A 23,281-nucleotide genomic window follows, 5' to 3' on the forward strand; every position below is an offset into this window, starting at 1 on the left:
TATATGACAGGTAAACCCACGTTTAAGACGAACGGTCATACCCCTCACATCGGCTCCGGCGGCCCAATCAAACGTCCCATCACCCCAAACAACCCTAACTCCCGGATCACCTCCAACTCCCCCTTGGTCTCCACCATCTCCGCAATCAACGGCAAATCAATGCTGTTGGTCGCCCGAAAAATCGCCTCGATGAACAGCTTTTTATCACGCTGCTCATCAATGTGACGGATGTACGCACCGTCGATTTTCAAGTAAGCCAGCCCCAGTTGAGTCAGGTTGCCGATCTGGCCGAAGCTGCCGCCGAAATGCTGCAGGCCGATGCGGTAACCGGTGTTGAGCAGGCTGTGGCTCAGGCGTTGCAGTTCTTCCTGAGGCGGCAGTTGGCGCTCGTCGATTTCCAGAATCAGCAACGGCGCGAGTTCGGGCAGCGATTCGAGCATGTCGAGGATGTGTTGCAGCTGCGCTGGATCGCGCAGGGTGCTGCCGGACAGGCTTAACGCCAGAGGCCAACGATTGACGATGAGGTAGTCGAGGGTGGCTTCGAGCATGGCCAGGTCGAACCGCGCCGACCAGCCGAGACGCTCGATCCACGGAAGGAAGTGCCCGGCGGCAATGGCTTCGCCCTGCGGGTCGAGCAGGCGTGCGAGAACTTTGTGATGCAGCACCTGGCTGGTGTCAGCGCATTGCACCACCGGTTGGAAATACAGCTGCATCTTGCCTTGGTTCAGGGCGTCGTCGATCCAGGTTTGCCAGTCGTTTTGGGACGGGTTCGGCGCGGTGATGGAATCGGCCAAGTGAACCCACGGGCGCTCGGGATGTTGCCGGGCTTCGGTCAACGCCTGATCCAGTCGCAGCAGCACGTCACTGGCCGGCTCACCGGGGTGGTAAGGGGCGATCCCCAAATGCGCCACCGGCATGGAGTCGCTGGCGCCGGTCAGGCGCAGGTTTTCCAGGGTGGCGCTGATTTCGCAGGCCAGGCGTGCGGCATCGGTGCTGTCCAGGCCTGGCGTCAGCAGGCTGAATTCACCGCCGCGATTGCGCGCTGCAAGCCAGGTGCGACGTTCCGGTGGCTGGGTCAGGCGTTTGAGCAATTCACCGACGGCGCTGATCAGCGCATCGGTGCGCTGGCCGCCCAAGCGTTGGTTGAGACCGACCAGATCGTTGATTCGCAGCATCAGCAAATGGCCGTCGCTGCTCTGCTCGGAGACCAGCAACTCGTCGGCCAACTCTTCATCCAGCAAGCGTCGATTGGCCAGGCCTGTAAGGCTGTCCTGATAGGACTCGGCCCGCAGTTTTTCACTGCGTGCGACCTCTTCGGCGAACAGCGCCTTGAGCTTCTCGACCATCTGGTTCATGGCCAATACCACGCGTTTCAACTCCGGTGTGCGCGGCAGTTTCGGCAGGCTGAGGAACTCGCGTTTGCTGATGGCTTCGGCCTGTTTGACCATGGTGTCGAGTGGACGAAATTGCCGGCGCAGCAACCAGCCACCAAACACGGCACTGAGCAGGCCGCACACCAGCAACCAGATCAGGCTGCCGAGGGTGCTGTCCCAGAGTTTGGCCAGGGCGAACTGCGGATTGCTCAACACTTCGACCCGTGCCGCCTGGACCCAGCCGCGCATGATCAGCGCTTCGCCACCGGGTGGGTGCAGGTTGACCAGGTTCACAAACCAGGCGGGAACGCCCTCGATTTGCCTCGGCGCACTGCGCTCCACCAGCACCTGCGCATCCTCGATGTTGATGATTCGAATACTGCTGAAGTAACCGCTGTCGAAAATCGAGCTGACCATTAATTCGATCATGGTCGGGTCATCGATTTGTACCGTCAACGACAAACCCAACGCGGTGGCGGCGTCCTGGGCGTGGGAGCGCAACTGGCCGAGCATCTGGTCGCGAGAGCTTTCCAGGCTGACAAAAAAACTGCCGCTGAACGCCACCAGCAAAAACAGGCAAATGGCGAGAAACAACTGTTTACGCAGTGACATAAATCGCTCCTTGCTCAGGTGGCTAGCCGTCGCCCACGGCGAACCCTTCGGCCTGCATCTTTTTTAGTACGTCCTGCCAGCGCGACAGTTTTTTCGAGTCGCTGCTGCGTTTGCCGCCATTGGCTCCCGGCAAGTACAGACCTTCGGCATTGAAGGCGTACACCGGCAGCAGGTCTTTGCGTTGGGAGGCGGGGCGGACCTCGCCGATCAAGTTGTCCAGCACCAGCGGATCGGCCGTGGGGCTGTTGTAGAACGTCAGCACCATGTGCGCCTGGTTCCGGGTCAGGGCTTTCACGTAGGTGATGCGTAGTTTTTCGCTGGGAATTCCCAGGTAGCGCAGGCTGAAATATTTTGCCAGTGCGTAGTCCTCGCAATCAGCGGAGCCCTTGATCAGGGATTCGACGGGCGTGGCCCAGTAATCGGTCTGGTGCCAGATGCGGGTGTCGTCCAGAAAGCTTAATTGCTGATTGAAGAAGCGATTGACCGCGTTCAGTTGCTCGCGCTCGGGGGCGTTGACTTCGCTTTGCAGCATCTGACTCCAGGCCTCGATCCTTCCCCGTCCCGGGCCGAGGGTGCCGTAGCGTTGTTCGGCGGTTTGCAGAATCAGCGTAAAACTCCAGTTGGCCCAGACACTGCCCAGCCCGGCCAACAGAAAAGTGATCAGCAACAGCCATCCGCCGAGCCGAAGTCGGAGCGTTGACCATCCTGGACTACGCGGACTGCGGGACATGTCTGGCCGCTCGGGTGCAGATGCCTGAAGTCTAGGCGGTGTTTTCAGCCAGGCAGGACAGATCGTCGGTTGGTACGCGGACTTGTAGCCGCTGGCGAAGCCTGCGTTCGGCTGCGAAGCAGTCGTAAACCCTGTACATGCGGTTTGCCTGATAGACCACAGCGGATGGACTAGCGACGGCTTCGCCGCCGAACGCAGCCTTCGGCAGCTGCTACAGAGATTGTGGCGTTTTCAGGGTTTGTGCAGGGTTTTCTGCTTGAGAATGTAGATCGTCACCAGAACGGCGCTGGTGAGCATGGCACCCCGCGCCCACGGGAGGGGCACCAGGTAGCAGGAAAGCAGGATGCTCGCCCACATCAGGCCGATGGCGTAGACCTTGCCTTTGAGCGGGATGCCGTTGCCGCTCAGGTAATCGCGAACCCACGGCCCAAGCCGCGGATGTTCAACCAGCCAATGATAGAAACGCGGCGAACTGCGGGCGAAGCAGGCGGCCGCCAGCAGCAGGAAGGGCGTGGTGGGCAATACCGGCAGGAAAATCCCGATCACCCCAAGCGCTACGCTCAGCCAGCCGATGGCCAGCAGCACGTAACGCAACATCAGGGAGCGGTTGCCTATGGGGTTGTCCATAGGCAAAACCTTAGTGGTGACGAGGCTTGAGGATCGCCGGTTTTTCGTCTGGCGCCTGGCACAGCAGGTACAGCGCGGTCAGGGCTTCCGGGATCTGCACGATCATGTCGTCCATCAGGTTGGCGTCTTTGGCGATGTCTTCGAACTCAGGCTGTTCGTCGAACAGACCCGAACCGACCATGATCGGCAGCAGCATTTCGCTGACTTCGTCTTCGGCGGTTTCGAACCAGGCTGCTTCGCGTAGGAACACGCCTTCCATGAAACCGATGCACCAGCCGCGCAGGTCGGAATCGTCCGGCTCTTCGCCCAGGTCCAGGTCGCAGGGCAGCTCGAACTCTTCATCGGACGCCAGCTGGCGAGCGATGTGAGCCTTGAGGGCCAACAGGGTGGACTCAATCGCTTCACGCTCGGTGTCGTCGGCGTAATGCGGCTCTTCGGCGAAGAGGGCGTCGATCCATTCACGGTCGGGAACGGTTTCGGAACAGATCGACAGCGCAGTGAGGTAGCCGTGGGCGGCCACGTAGTCCAGCGCCTCGTCATGCAGTTCGTCGGCGTCGAGGAAGACTTGCAGGCGGGTTAGTTGCTCAGCGAAGGACATTAAAGGGCTACCTTGGGAATTAAACAGATGCGGGAATTCTAGGCCTTCTTGAGCGCTTGGGCCAGCCGCGCGGCATTTTTGCCCCATCGCGGCCCTGCGAAACACCGCAACCCCTGTGGGAGCGAGCCTGCTCGCGAAGGCAGTGTGCCAGCCAGCATTAATGTCGACTGACACTCCGCTTTCGCGAGCAGGCTCGCTCCCACAGGTTCTGCAGTGCATTGACCTTCGTGTGTCTTCTCAGCGGCGCCCTTTGCCGGACAGGGGTCGGGTATACTCCCGCGTTTTGTGACGCCCTGCCGGCGTCGCGGCTGAAATGTAAAGCGTCATGCAATGCGCACTTACGATTTGTCGGTGCAGCCTTCGTGGTTCTGAACCAGCCTTGCAGGGATGTTTTTGTGATTTTTGGAGTTTCTATGCTCGAACAGGCTCAACGCGTCCTCAAGGACATCTTCGGCTACGACAGTTTCCGTGGCCGTCAGGGTGCAATCATTGAGCGCGTGGCCAGTGGCGGCGACGCTCTGGTGCTGATGCCTACCGGTGGCGGCAAGTCCTTGTGCTTCCAGGTGCCGGCGCTGTTGCGCGAAGGCCTGGCGGTGGTGGTGTCGCCGCTGATCGCCCTGATGGACGACCAGGTCGCCACCCTCGAAGAGCTGGGCGTCGCTGCGGCGGCATTGAACTCCACGCTCAGCGCCGAGCAGCAGCGCGACCTGGCGGCACGGATCAAGCGCGGTGAAGTGAAAATGCTTTATCTCGCGCCTGAGCGTCTGGTTCAGCCACGGATGCTGGCGTTCCTGCAAAGCCTTGAAATTTCCCTGTTCGCCATCGACGAAGCCCACTGCGTGTCCCAATGGGGCCACGACTTCCGCCGCGAATACCTGCAACTGGGCCAGTTGGCGGAATTGTTCCCCAACGTCCCGCGTATCGCCCTGACCGCGACCGCCGACAAGCGTACCCGGGAAGAAATCGTAGACCGCCTTCATCTTCAGGATGCCGAGCGTTTCCTGTCGAGTTTCGACCGCCCCAATATCTTTTATCGCATCGTGCCCAAAGAGCAGCCGCGCAAGCAGTTGCTGGCGTTCCTCGCCGAGCGGCGCAGCGATGCCGGCATCGTCTATTGCCTGTCGCGCAAGAAAGTCGACGAAGTGGCGGTGTTCCTCAGCGAGCAAGGCTTCCCGGCGCTGCCGTACCACGCCGGTCTGCCCAACGATACCCGGGCTCACCACCAGAAGCGCTTCCTTAATGAGGAAGGCCTGATCATGGTCGCCACCGTGGCGTTCGGCATGGGCATCGACAAGCCCAACGTGCGCTTTGTCGCTCACCTCGACTTGCCAAAATCCCTTGAAGCTTACTACCAGGAAACCGGTCGCGGCGGCCGAGACGGTCTGCCGGCAGACGCCTGGATGGCCTACGGCCTGCAAGACGTGGTGATGCTCAAGCAGATGTTGCAGAACTCCGAGGGCGACGAGCGCCACAAGCGCCTGGAGCAGCACAAGCTCGACGCCATGCTCTCGCTCTGCGAAGAAACCCGCTGCCGTCGCCAGACGCTGCTGGCCTATTTCGACGAAGACATGCCCGAGCCGTGCGGCCATTGCGATAACTGCGTCGATGGCGTGCAGACCTGGGACGCCACCGAGCCGGCCCGTCAGGCGCTTTCGGCGATCTACCGCACCGGCCAGCGCTATGGCGTCGGGCATTTGGTCGATGTGTTACTGGGCAAGGACAACGAAAAGGTCCGCAGCTTCGGCCATCAACATCTGTCGGTATTTGGTGTAGGCAAGGCGATGGGAGAGAGCGAATGGCGCTCCTTGTTCCGTCAGCTGGTTGCCCGCGGTCTGGCGGACATCGACCTGGAAGGCTACGGCGGCCTGCGCCTGAGCGACACCTGTCGACCGCTGCTCAAGGGCGAAGTAACCCTGGAGCTGCGTCGCGACCTCAAGCCGCAAACCACGGCCAAAAGCAGCAAGAGCCAGGCGAGCCAACTGGTTCGCGGCGAAGAGCGCGAACAGTGGGAAGCCTTGCGCGCCCTGCGTCGCAAACTCGCCGAAGAGCATGGTGTACCGCCGTACGTCATATTCCCCGACTCGACACTGTTGGAAATGCTCCGCAGCCAGCCGACCTCGCTGTCGGAAATGGCCACGGTCAGCGGCGTTGGCGCGCGCAAGCTGGAGCGTTACGGCGAGGCCTTCCTCGAAGTCCTCGGCGGGCAAGTCGAGGCGCCGAAAGTGGTGGCCGACTTGCGCCACGAACTGATCACCCTGGCCCGAGCCGGCATGACACCGTTGCAGATCGCCGGTCAGCTGCAATGCTCGGAAAAGAACGTCTACACCCTGCTCGCCGAAGCGATTGGCAAGCAGCAGTTGTCGCTGGAACAAGCGCTGGATCTGCCCGAAGAGTTGATGGGTGAAATCCAGGATGCGTTCCTCGACGGCGAGGGCGAATTGCCGCCCGTGTCGGAGATTACTGCACTGTTTGCCGGGAGAGTGCCGGAAGGCGTTTTGTACTGTGTTCGGGCGGCGCTGCAATCCGAATTCGAGATTTAGGTGATTTGCCACATAGATGTAACGATTCAGTACAGAGCAAGCCTTGCCTCTGGCCAAGGGTCATGCTTAGCTGACTAATAATTAGTTTTTCTTTATTTCAGTCTGATCATGAGTGTTTTATGCCGTTAACCGACCAACACCGCTTTGGCATGCAACTGGCCCAGATGTCGCGCGGCTGGCGTGCCGAACTGGACCGCCGTCTGGCTGGCCTGGGTCTTTCCCAGGCGCGCTGGCTGGTGCTGCTGCACCTCGCGCGATTCGAAGATGCGCCCACCCAACGTGAGCTGGCGCAAAGTGTCGGCGTCGAAGGGCCGACCCTGGCCCGATTGCTCGACAGCCTCGAAAGCCAGGGATTGGTGCAACGTCAATCGGTGCTGGAAGACCGCCGGGCGAAGAAAATCGTCCTCTGTGCCTCGGCCCTTCCCTTGATCGAACAAATTGAAACCATTGCCACCCAACTGCGCCACGAGTTGTTCGACGGCGTCGATGAGGCGGATTTGAAGATCTGCATGCGTGTCCACGGGCACATTCTGGCCAACCTGGAAAAGTCTTGAGGCATAAACGTACCCTGGACTTTTGAGATACCCCGTTGGGCAGACTATAAAGAACTACTTGGCAGTATCGTGTTCGTACCGGATGTGCGAACGCGTACAAGATGGTTCTGGTTATCTAAGGGATGCTCATGCTCGAGAGTTGGCACATGGTTTTGCGGTGTTGCGCCAGGCTGCTTCTGGTCGGTGGTGCTGTCACTTACTCGGCATTGGCGCCCGCGTTGGGCCTGGGTGATATCACCCTGCATTCGGCGTTGAATCAGCCGTTGCGTGCCGACATTGCGCTGGAAGATGCCGCAGGACTGGAGGAGGGCGAGCTCTCGGTCAGCCTGGCGACAGCGGACGAGTTCAGCCGCGCTGGCATCGATCGGGTGTTCTTTCTCAATAATCTGAAATTCACGCCGATCCTGCGTGGCAACCGCAGCCTGATCCGGGTGAGCTCCAGCAAACCGGTCAATGAACCTTTCCTGAATTTCCTGGTGCAGCTCAATCAACCCAACGGGCGCGTGCTGCGCGAGTACACGGTGCTGATCGATCCGCCGGGTTCACCGGGGATCGTTCCCGTCACTGACGAACCGGTGACCGACGTTCAGTCCTCCGGATTCCCGACGGTTGAGCCGGCCGTTGCGAAGCCACCTGCGGCGAAGGGCAAAAAGCCCCCTGTTCCTCGCGTCGATCAACCTGCCGCCGCGCCTGTGAGTGATCCGGTTGCCGAGCAACTGGCCGCCAGCGTGCTGCAAAACCAGCAGCTGCAAGCAACTATCGATGAATTGACGGCGAAGCTTCAGGCCCAGGAGGAGCAGGTCGCCGGTCAGAAAAAGCAGGTGACGGAACTGCAAACCCAATTGGCGGAAATCAAAACAGCGGCGGTGGAGCCGGTTGCACCTGTCGTTGCGGCTCCAGCACCGGCCGTTGTTGAAGAGCCTGAGTCTGCTAACTGGCTGCAGATGCTCGGGTTGCTGGCGGTGGTGGCTCTGGTGTTGCTGGGGGTGTTCGTTCGGCGCCAACGACAACAGGTTCAGGCATTGCCCGAAGCTTTACCGGTTTTACCGTTACGGCATGAACCGGTGCTCAATCGCACTGCAGAACCGGTTGCCCAATCGTCAGAGTTGCAACCGGCAACTGAATCGGGTGAAGAGTCGCCTGCAGGCGATGTGCTTGAAGGGGTTGATATCTATCTGGCCTATGGCCGTTTTTCCGAAGCGGCCGGTTTGTTGCGAGAGGCGCTGATCAAGGAGCCGCAACGCACGGATCTAGCCGTTCAGCTGTTGGAAGTCTTGGGTAAACAGGGTGACGTACCCGCCTATGAAGCACAGGAAAACAACCTGCGTGACACCGGATACGACCTGCAAGAACTTCAGAATATTCGCGCCCGACACCCGAAATTGCGCAGTGCGGTAGCGTTGATTGTCGCAGCGCCAATCACTCTCTCCAAGGCTGCGATACCCGAAGCAGCGCCCAACGATGAGTTTCAGTTGAACCTGGATGACCTGTCGATGGATTCGAGTTGGGACCTGATCAGCCCTTTTGAACACTCGCCGTCCGCCGCGAAGCCATCGAGCGAATCCGCGCCGGTCGAGCCGCCGTTTATCTCGAACCTGCACGTCTTGCCCGAGGTGTTTGAAATGCCCGACGAGTCGACGCCGGTCGAGCCCGAACTTGAATGGGTCGCCGAGCCTGACTCGCAGTCTCTGGATGACGCCTTTCTCAACGAGTTCAGCGATCCCGGCCAGTCGCTGGAGTTGGAACCGTTGAACCTGGAACCAGCCGAGCCGAGCAGCGCCGGCAAACTGGAACAAGCCCAGACCTGCATCGATGACGGCGATCTGGACAGTGCCATCGAACTGCTCAACGAGTTGCTCAAGGAAGGTAACGAGCCGCTTAAGCAAACAGCGCGGAACATGCTTGCCGGGCTATCATAGCGGCGACCTCTGGCTCAGGAGTTTCGCCGATCATGACTTCACGCAAACCGGAAATAATCATCACTTATTGCACGCAATGCCAGTGGCTGTTGCGTGCTGCCTGGCTGGCCCAGGAACTGCTCAGCACCTTTGGTGACGACCTTGGCAAAGTGTCGCTGGTGCCTGGCACCGGTGGGGTGTTCCACATTTTCTGTGACGATGTGCAGATCTGGGAGCGCAAGGGTGATGGCGGTTTCCCGGAGGCCAAAGTGCTGAAGCAGCGGGTCCGTGATCAAATTGATCCGGACCGCGACCTGGGGCACAACGACCGCACTCAGTGAGAGGCGGCTTCTGCCGCAACGGTCTTCTTGCTTGAGCCGCCCGAGAGTCGGTTGGAGACCACTATCGCCACGATGATCAACGCGCCACCGATCAGCATGCGCAGTGTCGGATCTTCATCAAACAGAAGCCAGGCCACGGTGATGCCGTAAACCGGCTCCAGAGCGAAAACCACTGCCGCGGTCCGCGCTTTGATCACTGCCAGGCTGGCGACAAACAGACTGTGAGCGACGCCGGTGCAGAACACCCCGAGCAAGCCGATCCACAGCCAGTCGATGGCGCTCACTTCGCTCAACTGCGGTGCCGCCACCGGCAGCAGGCACAACGCGACCACCACGTTCTGACACAGCGCAGCCTGCACCGCCGGGATTCGCCCGGAGCTGGCGCGGTTGGTCAGCGATAGCAGAGAGAACAGCAAACCTGAGCCCACCGCCCACAGCAGACCAATGGTGGCGCCGCTGGCCAGGTCGAAATCAGGGGTGACCAGCACCAGCCCGACACTGACCAGCACTACCAGCAGGATTTCGTTGGCGCGAATTCGTTCGCGGAAGATCAACCCTTCAAGGATCACGGTAAACGCCGGGAAGCTGGCGAAACCCAGGGTCGCGATTGCCACGCCTGCGACCTTCACTGCAATGAAAAAACTCACCCAGTGTCCGGCCAGCAGCAAACCGCTGAGCAACAGTCGGCGCCAGTCCACAGCCTCGAGTTTCTGCCAGCGAGTAGTGCTGGCGAACCGCGCAAAAACGGCTAACGCCAGCACGGCAAACGCGGCACGCCCGAAGACGATGACAGCGGGGGAGGCGGCAGCAAGTTTGCCGAAGACGCCGGTGAGGCCGAACATCAATGCGCCAATATGCAAAGCGCCAAGGGCGGTACGGGGAGTCATTGCAATCCTTAACAACAAGCGAACAAAGATGTAGGAGCAGCCTTCGGCAGCTCCTGCATTGAACCGTGAAAACCCCAGTTGTGTCTGTCGGCAAACTATTGCCTTTTGTCGCCAGCCTCGCGCCGCAACTCGCCGGGCGATGCACCAAACTCCCGCAACACCGCCGCCGCAAAGGCACTCTGCGAACTGTAACCGACCCGACTGGCAATCTCTCCGATCGGCAACGCCGAATCCCGCAACAAGCCCACGGCCATGTGCAAGCGTCGACTGCGGATGTAATCCATCGGCGTCTGCCCGCATTCAGCAACGAACCGTGCATGCAGCCGAGCGCTGGACAGACCGGCGATACGCGCCAGATCGGCGACTTGAAGTGGATAGGCTGCGTACTGATCGATGTGCGCATTCAGCGCCGCATAAGGCAGGCGCCGACCGCCGACGATCTCGAGTTTGGCGTTGTTGAGGCTGGCCAGCAGCAACACCGCGCCTTGTTGCGCGATCAGTGGATCGCTGACCTGACTGCCCGCCAACCAACTGACCAATTGGCTTTGCCCGGCATCCAGCGACAGGCGACCGGCGTTGTCGAGTAAACGACGACTGGCTTCGGCGTGATCACCCAGGGACTGAGAAACCCATTGGTCGCTGGGCACATCCAGTACCAGGCAACGGCTGCCATTGGCGCTACCGCAAGCGTGATGGAAACCGGACGGCACTACCACGAAACTCTGCTGGATCACCCGACTGCCACGCCCGTCGACCTCGAAATCCAGCGAGCCTGACAGCCCGAACACCAGTTGCGCGTGGTCGTGGCTATGGACGATCAGGTCATGAGTGTATTGGCGTAGCGTGAGGATCGGTCTCATCGCAGGTCTCCAGGGCTTGGCTGCCAGTCTACACCGAGGGTAATCGTGGGACGCTGTCACAGGACTGACTCGCCACTGTCATGGGCAATTAACCCGACCGGCGCAAAGTTGCAAAAACTTTTGCAGAGGGTTGCCCATGACCAGCGCCGAGCTCGCCAAACCCAGTCGTAAGCAACGTGTGCGAACCTTGTGGATTTCCGACGTGCATCTGGGCACCCGGGATTGCCAGGCCGAACACCTGTCGCAGTTTCTCAAGGGCTACCACGCAGACAAGATCTATCTGGTCGGCGACATCATCGATGGCTGGAAGCTGCGCGGCGGCATGTACTGGCCTCAGGCGCACACCAATGTGATCCGCCGCCTGCTGACCATGAGCAAGCGCGGCACCGAGGTGATCTACGTCACCGGCAACCACGACGAATTCCTGCGCCGCTATTCGAAGCTGATTCTGGGCAATATCCAACTGGTGGATGAAGCCGTGCACGTGACCGCCGATGGTCGCCATCTGCTGGTCATTCATGGCGACCAGTTTGACGTGATCACGAGGTATCACCGTTGGCTGGCCTTTCTCGGCGACTCGGCCTATGAATTCACCCTGACCCTCAACCGCTGGCTCAACCATTGGCGCGCACGCTATGGCTACGGTTACTGGTCGCTGTCGGCCTACCTCAAGCACAAGGTCAAAACCGCGGTCAGCTTCATCAGCGATTTTGAAGAAGCCATCGCTCACGAATGCGTCAAACGCGAGTTGCACGGCGTGGTGTGCGGGCACATTCACCATGCCGAGATTCGCAAGGTCGGCGGGGTGGATTACCTCAATTGTGGGGATTGGGTGGAGTCGTGCACCGCGCTGATCGAGCATTGGGACGGATCAATCGAGTTGTATCGATTGGCGGATGCCCAGGCGCGGGAGGCGGAGTTGAAGGCCATTAAGGTCGCGGAGCCGGCTTAAGAACAAGGTGTATGGACGGGCCTCTTCGCGAGCAGGCTCGCTCCCACATTTTTGATCGTATTTTCCTGAAAGAACTCGGTCACCTGTGGGAGCGAGCCTGCTCGCGAATGGACTGCGCAGCAGTCCCCAGCAGTTTTCAGGCTGGCGAATGTTCTTCCATCGCCGCCTTGTAAATTGAATACTTCGGCTGAGCAAACAACCGTTCCATCATCGGTTCAAAGAAGCTCAGCGGCAGCGTGTCATACGCCGGATCAAACGCTGCAGCGTCATATTTGGCGCAAAACTCAATGGTCGCCTGATACTGCGGATGCCCGCTGAATTGCTCGCGCAAATGCCGGTCCATCCCTAGATGATGGAAGAAGTAATACCCCTGGAAAATTCCGTGTTTCTCGACCATCCACAGGTTCTCGGCGCTGACGAACGGCTTGAGGATTGCCGCAGCGATGTCCGGGTGGTTGTAGGAACCCAAGGTGTCGCCGATGTCGTGAAGCAGCGCGCAGACCACGTATTCTTCATCGCGGCCATCACGCCAGGCACGGCTGGCGGTTTGCAGGGAATGGGTCAGACGATCCACCGGGAAGCCGCCAAAATCACCCTCCAGTAATTTCAGATGCGCCACAATCCGTGTCGGCAATTGCCTCGCATAGGCACTGAAGTCTGCGGCGATGATCGCCCAGTCTTCCTGCGTGCCGTCCTGCATGTGGGTGAAACGGGCATGGGCATTCATCGGCTGTCCTCCTGTGGTTCATTGCGCCTAGAACGGCACGCGACCCAGAATCATGTCTCGGTACATGACGAAATCGCCGAGCAGGCTGTAAAACGGGTGTTGAAAGGTCGCGGGACGGTTCTTCTCGAAGAAGAAATGCCCGGCCCAGGCGAAGCTGTAACCCGCCAGCGGTAAAGCCCACAACAGCAGCCAGGCGCCTATGCCGATGGTCAGGGCCAGAATGAAAACAACCAGCGTCGTGCCGATAAAGTGCAATCGTCGGCAGGTGCTGTTGCTGTGTTCGCTGAGGTAATACGGGTAGAACTCAGCGAAGCTGTTGAAACGTTTGATGTTTTCCACGACTGCGATCTCTGTGGTTATTGTTCTGACTGCAAGTTGTTCTGCGGGTAGCTTATTTGAGTCTAGAGTGATCATTGGCATCAGCCAGTGACTATAGGCGCCACTTTAGTATCCTTCGGAAATTGGCCGTAGCATGCGGCTCATCATGTAAGTGGACGACATGAGCGAACGAACGACTTCTGCAAGCTGGGCGATGGGGATTGTCAAAGCACTGGAGATGGACGGCCTGGATTGCCGGGTTCTGTTCAAGCAGCTGGGGCTCGACTACGCGGCACTGGATGATCCAGACGCGCGCTTCCCGCAAGATTCCATGACACGACTGTGGCAGCGCGCGGTTGAGCTGTCCGGCAACCCGGCGATTGGCCTGAACATGGGCAAGGTGGTGCGACCGGCCTCCTTCCATGTGGCGGGCTACGCCTTGATGTCCAGCCAGACCCTGGCTGAAGGCTTTCAACGGCTGGTGCGCTATCAGCGGATCATTGCGGAAAGTGCCGATCTGAGTTTCCGATTGTTGGAAGAAGGCTACGCGCTGATTCTGACGGTCCACGGCGACCATCTGCCACCGACCCGGCAGAGTGCCGAAGCGTCACTGGCCTGTGCCCTGGCGCTGTGCGGCTGGTTGACCGGGCGCACCTTGCAACCGCGCAAGGTGCTGGTGCAGGGCGATGAACCCGCCGATCTCGAACCCTATAAAAAAGCCTTCCATGCGCCTTTGGTGTTCAACGCGCCTTATGACGCCTTGATCTTCGAGCGCGCCGACATGGAAGCACCGCTGCCTACCGCCAACGAGGCGATGGCGCTGCTGCATGACCGGTTTGCCGGTGAGTACCTGGCACGGTTTTCCGAGAGTCGCGTGACCCACAAGGCGCGGCAGGTGCTATGCCGTTTGCTGCCCCAGGGCGAACCCAAGCGCGATACCGTGGCGCAGACGTTGCACCTGTCGCAACGCACCTTGCAGCGACGCTTGCAGGAAGAGGGCACGAGTTTTCAGACGTTGCTGGACGACACGCGACGTGAACTGGCTGAGCAATACCTGGCGCAACCGACCATGACCCTGCTGGAAATTGCCTACCTGCTGGGGTTCGCCGATCCGAGCAACTTCTTCCGCGCTTTCCGCCGCTGGTTCGACGCCACCCCCGGCGAGTACCGGACGCGGCTGATGGGCGCGCCTGCGCCTGTCAGTGACGCCAGAACGCCGGAATACACAGAACAAACACCGTAATGATCTCGAGTCGGCCCAGTAGCATGCCGAACGAGAGAATCCACTTGGCGGCGTCCGGCAGGGTGGCAAAGTTGCCCGCCGGGCCAATCGTCTCGCCCAGTCCCGGACCGACGCCGGAGACCGTGGCGGCCGCGCCGGTGAGGGCGGTCATCCAGTCCACGCCGAGCAGCGACAACAGCAGCGCGATCACGCAGATGGTGATGGCGAAGAAGAAGGAAAAGGTCAGAATCGAACGCACGATCTCTTCGTCGAGGCGGTGACCGTTGTACTTCTGCTTGATCACCGCGCGCGGGTGAATCAACTGGTTAAGGTTGGCCTTGAGCAGGATGTACGCGACCTGGAAGCGGAAAATCTTGATCCCGCCAGCCGTCGAGCCCGAGCAGCCGCCGACAAAACCCAGGTAAAAGAACAGCATCAGCGAGAAATTGCCCCACAGGCTGTAGTCCCCGAGCGCGAAACCGGTGGTCGTCACCACCGAGGTCACGTTCAACGCCACATGCCGCAGGGCTTCCAGCCAATGCAGCTGGGTGGTCCACCAATACCAGGTGCCGAGCACCAGCCAGGTCACCAGCAACATGCCGAGCAAGCCTTGAACCTGCTGATCCTTGATCAGTGCCCGACGGTTACCGCGTAACGTTGCGACATACAGGGTGAACGGCAGGGCACCAAGAATCATGATGACGATCGCGACCCAATGCACTGCAGGCTCCGGCCACTTGGCCAGAGACTGATCGGACGTTGAGAAACCGCCGGTGGAAATCGCCGACATCGCGTGGTTGATCGCATCGAACGGGCTCATCCCGGCCCACCAGAACGCGAGGCTGCCGAAAATGGTGATGCCGACGTAGGCCGCAACGATCAAACGCGCCACCATGTGCGAACGGGGCATGACTTTTTCGGAACGGTCCGACGACTCGGTCTGAAACAGCCGCATGCCACCGATGCGCAGCAGTGGCAGAATCGCTACCGCCATGCCGATAAAGCCGATGCCGCCGAGCCAGTGCAGCAACGAGCGCCACATCAGGATGCCGGGGGACATGGTGTCCAGGCCGCTGAGCACCGTCGCCCCGGTGGCGGTGATGCCGGACATGCTTTCAAAGAACGAGTCGGTGTAGCTGATGCGCTGGGTCAGCAGGAATGGCAGCGCAGCGAAGATGCACACCACCACCCAACTACTGACGGTCAGCAGGTACATGTCTCGCGGACGCAGGTGAATGTGTTCGGGACGACCGGGGATGACCAGGGCCAAACCCGCGACGAAGGTAATCATGCTCGCCCAGAGGAACGATGGCAGGTCGCTGGTGCGGTCGAAAATCACCAGGGTGGCCATGGGCACGACCATGGCGATGGCCAGCGTGATCAGGAAGATGCCGATGATGAAACCAATAATCCGTAAGGTCGGCAACGCCATGAAGTCCGCTCGGGCTGGAATAGGGAAGGGCGCCATTCTACCTGCGGGGCAGGGCATGTAAACCGGCGCCGCCTGCGCAGTTGCAGGGCCTGCCATCAATTATTGCCTGTGCCGCGCCGGGTCTGCTGTTGTGCAGGGCAAGGCGCGAGGAGCGTAGTTTGGTCATTCCAAATAAGCTCCGAGCAACGCAGCCCTGCACAACAGCAGGCCCGGCCCTTCGGGTTGTGCCTGAAAGCGGGCCAGGCTGCGTTGCAGTCCTTGACAAGGGAACGACCATTACCGGCGGACTGCGCCTTGCCTGGCCCGCTTTCAGGCGACAACGCGGCGCAGGCAATAATTGATGGCAGGCCCTAGAATAGCCAAACATTTTTTTCAGGAGGTGGCCGATGCAGGCTCTCGACGCTTTGCTCAACCGTGTTTCCGTTCCACGACTGCTCGAACCGGCACCGACCGCAGAACAACGCGAAGTGATGTTTGGCGCTGCGATGCGAGCGCCAGACCATGGCCACTTGCAGCCTTGGCGCTTCCTGACAGTCGAAGGCGCGGCGCGCGAGCAAATGGGCGAGTTGCTGGCCGAAGCGGCGAAGCTGCAGGACAGTGAGGTGTCCGAGGCGGCGCTGGACAAGGCGCGTAACGGTCCACTGCGCGCGCCGCTGGTGGTTGTGGTGATCGCGCGGTTGCAGGATCACGTCAAGTATCCGAAGTCCGAACAACTGCTGGCGGCGGGTTGTGCGGCTCACGGGATTTTGCTGGCGGCTTATGCGCAAGGGATTGGTGCGGTGTGGCGCACGGGTGAACTGGCGTATTCGGCGCATGTGGCCAAGGGGCTGGGGCTGGCTGAAGGGGAAGAGGTGATTGCGTTTCTTTATCTCGGCACGCCGCAGAAGGAACCGCGTGTTGCCGAAAAGGTTGATCTGGCCGAGTTCGTCAGCGCCTGGCCCGGAAAAGCCTGACACCACCGCTCCCACAGGGGGTCAGGGTTGGATGATGATTCCCGGCACCAACGGCAATTCCAGGCTGGCGATAAACCCGCCATCCGGATGATTGGCCAGCACCAGACTCCCGCCATGCCGTTCCGCCGCACGCCGCGCAATCGCCAATCCCAAACCATGCCCGGCCGCCGTCTGCCCCGGCGCCCGGTAGAACGGTTCACCCAACTGGCTCAAATGCGCAGCCTCTACGCCCGGTCCATGGTCACGCACACTGACCACAATCCGCTCACCCTGACGCACCGCCTGCATTTCAATCGATTGCCCCACCGGGTTGAACCGCTGAGCATTGCGCAGCAGGTTGTCGACGGCGCGCTCGATCATCGTTGGCCAGCCTTTGAGGTTCAGCTGCGGCTCGGCCTCAAGGCGCACGTTCTGTTCGGGCGAACCCAATTGAGCATCCTTTTGCAGTGTGTTGAGCAGCGCATTGAGATCAACCTCTTCGGCGCTGGCGTTGTCGGCATCGACCCGCGCCAGTACCAGGATCTCGCTGATCAGCGCTTCCAGTCGGTCGCACTCCCGAGTGAGGCGCGGCCAGAGTTTTTCCCGTTCTTCAGGGTTGGCCCGCTCGGCCAGTGCCAGCGCAATGCGCAGCCGGGCAAGCGGTGAACGCAGCTCATGGGATACATCCCGCAGCAACTGCCGCTGACTGCCGATCAAACTTTGCAGACGCGCGCCCATGCGGTTGAAGTCGTTGGCCAGCACGCCGAACTCATCGCGGCGGTTGGCCAGTTTCACCAGGCTGTTCTGCTGGTAAGTGGTTTGCCCCAGATCATGCACCGCGCCGCGCAAGCGGTTGAGTGGGCGAGTAATGGACAACGTCACCAACAGACTGAACAAGGTCAGCACCACCAGCGCGATACCCAGCGCACTCAATGGCCAGAGCAGGCTTTCGCGATGCCATGAGTCCAGTTCCGGGTGCGGAATTCGATAGATCAGCAGGTAGGTGTCGCCGGTTTTTTCGCTGGTGTATTCCGCGGTCAGACGACGCCATGGCAGGCGGCGATCATCGTTGTTCTGCCGCGCTTCGAAGGCAGCCGCCCTGCGTGGGAAGGTGCCGCGCACTACCGGATCACCGCTCTCGTTGAGCACTTGAACGTCGATGTGATACTGGCGCTTGCGCTGTTCCAGAATGTCCTGGGCCGCGTCTTCACCCTGTGATTCGTAGGTTTGCGTCCACTGTTCGGCCAAGGTGTTGAGGCCGGGATGGCGACTGAGAATCCACGCGTCCTGGTTGAGCATGTGCCCCAGCAGAATGGAGAGCCCTGCAACCAGAGCGATGGCCAACCAGAAGCTGGCCAGAATACGCCAGAACAATGAGCGCACAGAAAATCCTCAAGCAAAGAAAGCCCAACGGCGATTAACCGTTGGGCTGTTGTATGACGCTAAAACATTATTGCGCCTTTTGCGGCTGTTGCGCTTTCCAGGCCTTGAACTCGGCCCATTCGGCGCGACGCTCAGCCTGTTTTTTCTGGATCTCGTCGAATTGCTTCTGTTGATCCGGTTTCAGCAAGGCACGCACGTCAGCTTCTGCTTTCTTGTGGTTGGCCGCCATTTCATCTTTCATGGCCTTCTGGTCGGCTGGCGAGAGTTTTTCCAGGTACTTGTCGACCACTTGCTTACGCTCATGCATCTGCTCGCCCATGATTTTGCGGATCTGCTCGCGCTGTTCGCGGCTCAGGTCCAGCTGGCTGTACGGGCCTTTGCCGTGCATGCCGTGCATCTGACCGCCATGGCGTGAGCCGTCCATCGGGCCACCCATCGGGCCGGCACCTTCAGGCATGGCCATGGCAACGGTCGGCAGGGCGGCAGCGAACATCAGAGCGATAAGAGTCTTGCGCATGGTGAATCTCCTTGTCTCGTTCCCGGTACGTTCCGGATGAGTACAGATTACGGAGATCAAGGTCAGCGGCGGTCAGCGGAGCGTAAAGCTTGGGTAAAGACGATTTCAGATTGGCCTGACAAATCCAACACTTTCGCCGATTTATCTAACGAAACATAACTTGTGTAGCAGCTGCCGAGCCCGCGAGGCTGCGTTCGGCTGCGCAGCCTCGCTGGGGCTCGACAGCTGCTACAAGAGGGCGCGTTGGGCTTCAGAGGCTGTAGTAATAACCACGGCTGCGCAGGGCCACGATGCGTGGGCGACCGTCGGGGTGCGGGCCGATCTTCTTGCGCAAGTTGCTGACGTGCATGTCCAGGCTGCGGTCGTACAGCGTCAGCTTGCGGCCGAGGGCGATTTGCGCCAGTTCCTGTTTGTCCAGCGGCTCGCCAGGTTGCTTGAGCAAGGCTTCGAGCAAACGGCTTTCGGAAACGGTGAGGGTGAATTCCTGTTCATCGATGCTGACCACGCCACGTACCGGGCTGAAACACAGGTCGCCCAGTTCGAGCTGACTGGAGACTGCTGTCGGATGACTGCGGCGCAACACGGCGCGCAAGCGGGCTGTCAGTTCCCGTGGATCGCACGGTTTGGCCAGGTAGTCGTCGGCGCCGAGCTCCAGGCCGAGGATGCGGTCCAGCGGCTCGCCGCGGGCCGAGAGCATCAGCACCGGCAAGTCCGGGTGATCGCTGCGCAATTGCTTGAGCAGTTCCAGGCCGCTGCCGTCGGGCAGCATTACGTCCAGTACCACGGCTGCCGGCGACGTTTCGGCCAGTGCGCGACGGGCGCTCTGACCATCGTGGCAGGCGCGGACCTGGAAGCCTTCCTGGCTCAACCAACTGCTCAGGAGCTCACACAGCTCCTGGTCATCATCAATTAATAACAGCTCGCTCATGACTCACTCAATTTAGCCATTGCCTACGTTTTCTGGTGGCACCACTGGCGAAGATACCGCAGAGCAGCGCCAATAGCGCTACTCCGGCACCGATGACGAACCACTGTTGCTGATCGGTCAACAGACGCGGCAGCGGGCTGCTGGCCTGGGCTTCCTTGAGTTGCAGCTTGAGGCGCTGATTCTCTTGGCGCAACCGGCTCAGCTGGGCGCTTTCGCGTTCGGCATCGGTATTTTGCAGTTGTTTGCTCAGTTCTTCTCGTTGCTGTTCGCTTACCTTCAAGCGCTGTTGCAACTCGGTGATCTGGCTGCCGGCGCTCAGCGACAGCGGCGTCGAGCTGCCGCCCTCGGCGCTTTCTTCACCATGAGCAGGGGCCACAATCGACAACGTCACCAACATCAGACACAACGGACCTTTGCGCATCGCCACTCCTGATTCCAATACGAGTATTGGGCAGGTTGTCGGCCGGTAGACGAGAATAATGAGCGTTGAGCGCGCGATGAACCGATAAGGTTCATCGCGCTGGAGGGATATTACGGCAGGACTTGCTTGAACGGCTTGACCGAAACGTTGGCGTAGACGCCTGCGGCGACATACGGATCGGCGTCGGCCCAAGCCTGGGCGGCGCTCAGGGAATCGAATTCGGCGACGATCAGGCTGCCGGTGAAACCCGCAGCGCCCGGATCATTGCTGTCGACCGCCGGGTGTGGGCCGGCCAACACGATGCGACCTTCACCTTTGAGCACTTGCAGGCGCTCAAGGTGTGCAGGCCGTGCGGCCAGGCGGGCTTCCAGGGAGTTGGCGACGTCTGTGGCAATGATTGCGTAAAGCATGTCAGTCCTCGGTTTTTGGGGTTGTGGTATCGGCGTCGTGCAGGTGGCGGGACAAATAAATGCCCTGGGCGACCAGGAACAGCAGCGTCATGCCCAGGCTGCCGAAGACTTTGAAGTCAACCCAGTATTCCTGAAAGGTGAACGCGACGAACAGGTTGGCGGCACCGCAAAACAGGAAAAACCCGATCCAGGCGATGTTCAGGCGGGTCCAGACCGGCTCCGGCAGGGTCAGCGCGTGGCCCATGATGCGTTTGATCAGCAGTTGCTCACCGACGAAGTGGCTGCCAATGAACGCCAGGGCGAACAGCCAGTTCACCACCGGGGCTTTCCATTTCAGGAAGGTTTCGCTGTGGAACGCCAGGGTCAGGCTGCCGAAGACAAGGCAGGCGATGAGGGTCAGCCACTGGCTCTTCTCGAGCTTGCGCTGCTTGATGAACAGCGTGCCGTAAACCACCAGGGAGCTGATGATCAGCATGGCGGTGGCACTGTAAATACCGCCTACAGTTACCTCGTGGCCGGCAATGTCGACGACCCGGGGATCGAGTTTGAAGACGATGAAGAACAGCAGAAGCGGGATGAAATCGATGAATTGTTTCACAGTGGCAGCCAGAAGCAGGATGTGGCGGCATAATAACAAACATATGGGCGCGCGATAGCGCCAGCTGATTTGAGGTAAAAAAGTCCTGTGAATGTTGAATTGCACTGCCATAGCACGGCCTCCGATGGCGCTCTCGCGCCTGCAGTACTGGTTGCGCGTGCGTTCGAGAAAGGCGTGCGAGTCCTGGCCTTAACCGATCATGACACCCTTGAAGGCCTCGAAGAGGCTCGCAGTGCGGCGACCGCGCTGGGGATGCAATTGGTCAATGGCGTCGAATTGTCCTGCACCTGGGGCGGCGCGACCATTCACGTTTTGGGCTACGGATTTGATGTCAATGCCGCGCCGTTGGTCGAGGCCATCGCAAAATTGCACGATGGCCGCTGGTTACGGTCCGAAGAAATTAGCCGCAAGTTGGCGCTTAAAGGCATGCCGGGCGCGCTCGAAGGGGCTCGGGCCATCCAGCAGGAACTGGGCGACAGCGGCAATGCGCCGGCCCGCCCGCATTTCGCCGACTGGATGGTGCGTGAAGGTTTCGTCAAGGATCGCGCCGAAGCGTTTCGCAAATGGTTGGGCGCCGGCAAGCTGGGGGACGTCAAGCAACACTGGCCGACCCTGGAAGACACGGTCGAAACCCTGCGCGCTGCCAAGGCCTGGGTCAGCCTGGCGCATCCGTGGCACTACGATTTCACTCGCAGCAAACGTCGCCGGCTGATTGCCGACTATATTCAAGCAGGGGGCCACGCGATCGAAGTGGTCAATGGCCATCAGCCCGCCGAGCAAGTGGGCAGCCTGGCGATTCTCGCCCGTGAATTCGGTCTGCTGGTCAGCGCCGGCAGTGATTTTCATGGCCCTGGAGGCTGGTCCGAGATCGGTGAATACCGCCCGCTTCCGGAGGATTTGCCACCACTGTGGTGTCGATTCAAACATGACCCAATTATTGCCGCCGTCTGAACAGGTAGAGAATGTGAGTCAATTTTTCCAGATTCATCCGGAAAACCCGCAAGCGCGCCTGATCAAACAGGCTGTCGAGATCATCCGCAGCGGCGGGGTGGTGATTTATCCCACAGACTCGTCCTACGCCATTGGTTGCCAGATCGGCGACAAGAATGCCGTGGAGCGCGTGCGCCGGTTGAGACAGCTGGACGAAAAACACAACTTCGCGCTGATTTGCAGCGACCTGTCGCAACTGGGGCTGTTTGCCAAGATCGATACCGGCACCTTCCGCCTGCTTAAAGCTCACCTGCCTGGGCCTTACACCTTCATTCTGAACGCCACCCGTGAAGTCCCGAGGCTGTTGTTGCACCCGAAAAAACGCACCATCGGCCTGCGCGTACCGAGCCATCCGATTGCCCTGGCGCTGCTGGAAGAACTCGGCGAACCGCTGATGAGCGTGACGCTGATCATGCCCGGCGACACCGACCCGATGACCGATCCTTATGAAATGCGCCAGTTGCTCGAGCATCAGGTCGACCTGATCATCGACGGCGGTTTCGGCGGGATCAAGGCGTCCACCGTGATCAACCTCGCCGACGGCGAGCCGGAAGTGATCCGCGTTGGTTGCGGCGACCCGACGCCGTTCATGGCCGAGGCGTAGATGTCTGCAGTAGAACCCGTTGTCGACAGTCAGGCCGGAGCCCAGCAAGAGCTGCCCTTCGCGATGGTCTATGGCCAGGCGGTCATGGAAATGCCGCTGGACCTGTACATTCCACCGGATGCGCTTGAGGTTTTTCTTGAAGCCTTCGAAGGCCCCCTCGACTTGCTGCTGTACCTGATCCGCAAACAGAACATCAACATCCTCGACATCCCGGTGGCGGAAATCACCCGGCAGTACATGGGCTATGTCGAGTTGATGCAATCGGTGCGCCTGGAACTGGCCGCCGAGTACCTGGTCATGGCCGCGATGCTGGCCGAGATCAAATCGCGGATGCTGTTGCCGCGTGCCGAAACGATCGAGGCCGAAGAAGACGACCCCCGCGCTGAACTGATCCGCCGCTTGCAAGAGTACGAACGCTTCAAGGCTGCAGCCGAAGGCATCGATGGCCTGAGCCGTGTGGGTCGTGACGTGGTAGTCCCCAAGCTCGACGCCCCGGAAGCCCGGGTACGCAAGCTGTTGCCAGACGTGCGTCTTTCAGAGCTGCTGTTGTCCATGGCCGAGGTCCTGCGCCGTGGCGACATGTTCGAAAGTCACCAGGTCAGCCGCGAGGCGCTGTCCACCCGCGAACGCATGAGCGATGTGCTGGAGCGCCTCAAGGGCGGCGGTTTCGTGCCCTTTGCCGAGCTGTTCACCGCTGAAGAAGGACGTCTGGGGGTGGTGGTAACCTTTATGGCGATTCTCGAACTGGTCAAGGAATCCTTGGTCGAGCTGGTGCAGAATGAGCCGTTCGCAGCGATCCACGTGCGGGCCCGAGCCGAATAACGAGT

25 protein-coding genes and 1 pseudogene are annotated in these 23,281 nt (G+C 60.1%); 11 read left to right on the plus strand and 15 right to left on the minus strand.

Features of this window, described 5'->3' with window-relative positions; genetic code table 11:
- Positions 1 to 44: 44 nt before the first annotated feature.
- The 4 genes from lapD to QFW87_RS07920 all read right to left on the minus strand — a co-directional run bounded on the left by lapD (position 45) and on the right by QFW87_RS07920 (position 3,940).
- On the minus strand, positions 45 to 1,985 hold the full coding sequence (gene lapD, locus QFW87_RS07905; RefSeq protein ID WP_283190219.1) for a cyclic di-GMP receptor LapD: 1,941 nt from the start codon (positions 1,983 to 1,985) through the stop codon (positions 45 to 47).
- Between the two features lie 22 nt (positions 1,986 to 2,007).
- Positions 2,008 to 2,715 (minus strand): cysteine protease LapG, encoded by a 708-nt coding sequence (gene lapG, locus QFW87_RS07910; RefSeq protein ID WP_283190220.1) that lies wholly within the window; start codon positions 2,713 to 2,715, stop codon positions 2,008 to 2,010.
- A 231-nt stretch (positions 2,716 to 2,946) separates the two neighbouring features.
- Positions 2,947 to 3,342, minus strand: coding sequence for a YbaN family protein (locus QFW87_RS07915; RefSeq protein ID WP_283190221.1), 396 nt, complete (start codon positions 3,340 to 3,342; stop codon positions 2,947 to 2,949).
- A gap of 10 nt (positions 3,343 to 3,352) precedes the next feature.
- Positions 3,353 to 3,940 carry a YecA family protein gene (locus QFW87_RS07920; RefSeq protein ID WP_008156162.1) on the minus strand — a complete coding sequence of 196 codons (588 nt, stop codon included), beginning with the start codon at positions 3,938 to 3,940 and terminating at the stop codon, positions 3,353 to 3,355.
- An 85-nt stretch (positions 3,941 to 4,025) separates the two neighbouring features.
- Between QFW87_RS07920 and QFW87_RS29830 the strand changes: the two are divergent.
- From QFW87_RS29830 to QFW87_RS07940, 5 genes and pseudogenes are all read left to right on the plus strand, one after another.
- Positions 4,026 to 4,148: pseudogene (locus QFW87_RS29830) on the plus strand (metal ABC transporter ATP-binding protein); the annotation flags it as partial.
- 205 nt (positions 4,149 to 4,353) lie between these two features.
- On the plus strand, positions 4,354 to 6,480 hold the full coding sequence (gene recQ / locus QFW87_RS07925) for a DNA helicase RecQ (RefSeq protein WP_283183523.1): 2,127 nt from the start codon (positions 4,354 to 4,356) through the stop codon (positions 6,478 to 6,480).
- A 119-nt stretch (positions 6,481 to 6,599) separates the two neighbouring features.
- Positions 6,600 to 7,034, plus strand: a complete 435-nt coding sequence (locus QFW87_RS07930) for a MarR family transcriptional regulator (protein WP_283190222.1) — start codon at positions 6,600 to 6,602, stop codon at positions 7,032 to 7,034.
- A 128-nt stretch (positions 7,035 to 7,162) separates the two neighbouring features.
- The gene (locus QFW87_RS07935; RefSeq protein WP_283190223.1) at positions 7,163 to 8,953 is read left to right on the plus strand and encodes a FimV/HubP family polar landmark protein; all 1,791 of its coding nucleotides are present in this window, start codon (positions 7,163 to 7,165) and stop codon (positions 8,951 to 8,953) included.
- 32 nt (positions 8,954 to 8,985) lie between these two features.
- Complete coding sequence (locus tag QFW87_RS07940; RefSeq protein WP_283183526.1) at positions 8,986 to 9,273, plus strand: SelT/SelW/SelH family protein; 288 nt, start codon at positions 8,986 to 8,988, stop codon at positions 9,271 to 9,273.
- On the opposite strand, the gene QFW87_RS07945 is transcribed toward QFW87_RS07940, so the two are convergent.
- The gene (locus QFW87_RS07945) at positions 9,267 to 10,160 is read right to left on the minus strand and encodes a DMT family transporter (protein WP_283183527.1); all 894 of its coding nucleotides are present in this window, start codon (positions 10,158 to 10,160) and stop codon (positions 9,267 to 9,269) included. The genes QFW87_RS07940 and QFW87_RS07945 overlap by 7 nt on opposite strands.
- Before the next feature lie 95 nt (positions 10,161 to 10,255).
- Positions 10,256 to 11,020, minus strand: coding sequence for an AraC family transcriptional regulator (locus QFW87_RS07950; RefSeq protein ID WP_283190224.1), 765 nt, complete (start codon positions 11,018 to 11,020; stop codon positions 10,256 to 10,258).
- Positions 11,021 to 11,156: 136 nt separating this feature from the next.
- Here QFW87_RS07950 and QFW87_RS07955 point away from each other — a divergent pair, with 136 nt between their 5' ends.
- Positions 11,157 to 11,972 carry a UDP-2,3-diacylglucosamine diphosphatase gene (locus QFW87_RS07955; protein ID WP_283190225.1) on the plus strand — a complete coding sequence of 272 codons (816 nt, stop codon included), beginning with the start codon at positions 11,157 to 11,159 and terminating at the stop codon, positions 11,970 to 11,972.
- A gap of 136 nt (positions 11,973 to 12,108) precedes the next feature.
- Here the strand turns inward: QFW87_RS07955 and QFW87_RS07960 are convergent, their stop codons facing one another.
- Both QFW87_RS07960 and QFW87_RS07965 read right to left on the minus strand, forming a co-directional pair.
- Positions 12,109 to 12,699 carry a phosphohydrolase gene (locus QFW87_RS07960; protein ID WP_283183530.1) on the minus strand — a complete coding sequence of 197 codons (591 nt, stop codon included), beginning with the start codon at positions 12,697 to 12,699 and terminating at the stop codon, positions 12,109 to 12,111.
- Between the two features lie 27 nt (positions 12,700 to 12,726).
- A complete protein-coding gene (locus QFW87_RS07965) occupies positions 12,727 to 13,038 on the minus strand; it encodes a DUF962 domain-containing protein (RefSeq protein ID WP_283190226.1) in 312 nt (103 codons plus the stop codon).
- 160 nt (positions 13,039 to 13,198) lie between these two features.
- Between QFW87_RS07965 and QFW87_RS07970 the strand changes: the two genes are divergently transcribed.
- Positions 13,199 to 14,260: an AraC family transcriptional regulator gene (locus QFW87_RS07970; protein ID WP_283183532.1), complete on the plus strand. Its 1,062-nt coding sequence runs from the start codon at positions 13,199 to 13,201 to the stop codon at positions 14,258 to 14,260.
- Here QFW87_RS07970 and QFW87_RS07975 read toward each other — a convergent pair.
- On the minus strand, positions 14,217 to 15,671 hold the full coding sequence (locus QFW87_RS07975; RefSeq protein WP_283183533.1) for a TrkH family potassium uptake protein: 1,455 nt from the start codon (positions 15,669 to 15,671) through the stop codon (positions 14,217 to 14,219). The genes QFW87_RS07970 and QFW87_RS07975 overlap by 44 nt on opposite strands.
- 386 nt (positions 15,672 to 16,057) lie before the next feature.
- Here QFW87_RS07975 and QFW87_RS07980 point away from each other — a divergent pair, with 386 nt between their 5' ends.
- The gene (locus QFW87_RS07980; RefSeq protein WP_283190227.1) at positions 16,058 to 16,624 is read left to right on the plus strand and encodes an NAD(P)H nitroreductase; all 567 of its coding nucleotides are present in this window, start codon (positions 16,058 to 16,060) and stop codon (positions 16,622 to 16,624) included.
- Between the two features lie 21 nt (positions 16,625 to 16,645).
- Here QFW87_RS07980 and QFW87_RS07985 read toward each other — a convergent pair whose 3' ends face one another.
- From QFW87_RS07985 to QFW87_RS08010, 6 genes are all read right to left on the minus strand, one after another.
- Entirely contained in the window at positions 16,646 to 17,986 is a 1,341-nt protein-coding gene (locus QFW87_RS07985; RefSeq protein ID WP_283190228.1) for a HAMP domain-containing sensor histidine kinase, read from the minus strand.
- A 67-nt stretch (positions 17,987 to 18,053) separates the two neighbouring features.
- The gene (locus QFW87_RS07990) at positions 18,054 to 18,503 is read right to left on the minus strand and encodes an LTXXQ domain-containing protein (RefSeq protein WP_017337134.1); all 450 of its coding nucleotides are present in this window, start codon (positions 18,501 to 18,503) and stop codon (positions 18,054 to 18,056) included.
- Positions 18,504 to 18,753: 250 nt separating this feature from the next.
- A complete protein-coding gene (locus tag QFW87_RS07995) occupies positions 18,754 to 19,431 on the minus strand; it encodes a response regulator transcription factor (RefSeq protein WP_008010984.1) in 678 nt (225 codons plus the stop codon).
- A 7-nt stretch (positions 19,432 to 19,438) separates the two neighbouring features.
- Entirely contained in the window at positions 19,439 to 19,852 is a 414-nt protein-coding gene (locus QFW87_RS08000; RefSeq protein WP_283190229.1) for a translation initiation factor 2, read from the minus strand.
- A gap of 110 nt (positions 19,853 to 19,962) precedes the next feature.
- Positions 19,963 to 20,262, minus strand: a complete 300-nt coding sequence (locus tag QFW87_RS08005; RefSeq protein WP_046046433.1) for a YciI family protein — start codon at positions 20,260 to 20,262, stop codon at positions 19,963 to 19,965.
- A 1-nt stretch (position 20,263) separates the two neighbouring features.
- The gene (locus QFW87_RS08010; protein ID WP_283190230.1) at positions 20,264 to 20,860 is read right to left on the minus strand and encodes a septation protein A; all 597 of its coding nucleotides are present in this window, start codon (positions 20,858 to 20,860) and stop codon (positions 20,264 to 20,266) included.
- 87 nt (positions 20,861 to 20,947) lie between these two features.
- Between QFW87_RS08010 and QFW87_RS08015 the strand changes: the two genes are divergently transcribed.
- The 3 genes from QFW87_RS08015 to QFW87_RS08025 are packed head-to-tail and all read left to right on the plus strand — an operon-like array spanning position 20,948 to position 23,276.
- Entirely contained in the window at positions 20,948 to 21,811 is an 864-nt protein-coding gene (locus QFW87_RS08015) for a PHP domain-containing protein (RefSeq protein ID WP_283190231.1), read from the plus strand.
- A gap of 13 nt (positions 21,812 to 21,824) precedes the next feature.
- On the plus strand, positions 21,825 to 22,454 hold the full coding sequence (locus QFW87_RS08020) for an L-threonylcarbamoyladenylate synthase (RefSeq protein WP_033056081.1): 630 nt from the start codon (positions 21,825 to 21,827) through the stop codon (positions 22,452 to 22,454).
- Positions 22,455 to 23,276 (plus strand): ScpA family protein, encoded by an 822-nt coding sequence (locus QFW87_RS08025; protein WP_283190232.1) that lies wholly within the window; start codon positions 22,455 to 22,457, stop codon positions 23,274 to 23,276.
- Positions 23,277 to 23,281 lie beyond the last annotated feature (5 nt).

The sequence above is a fragment of the Pseudomonas sp. PMCC200344 genome (assembly GCF_030053095.1).
Lineage (GTDB): Bacteria > Pseudomonadota > Gammaproteobacteria > Pseudomonadales > Pseudomonadaceae > Aquipseudomonas > Aquipseudomonas svalbardensis.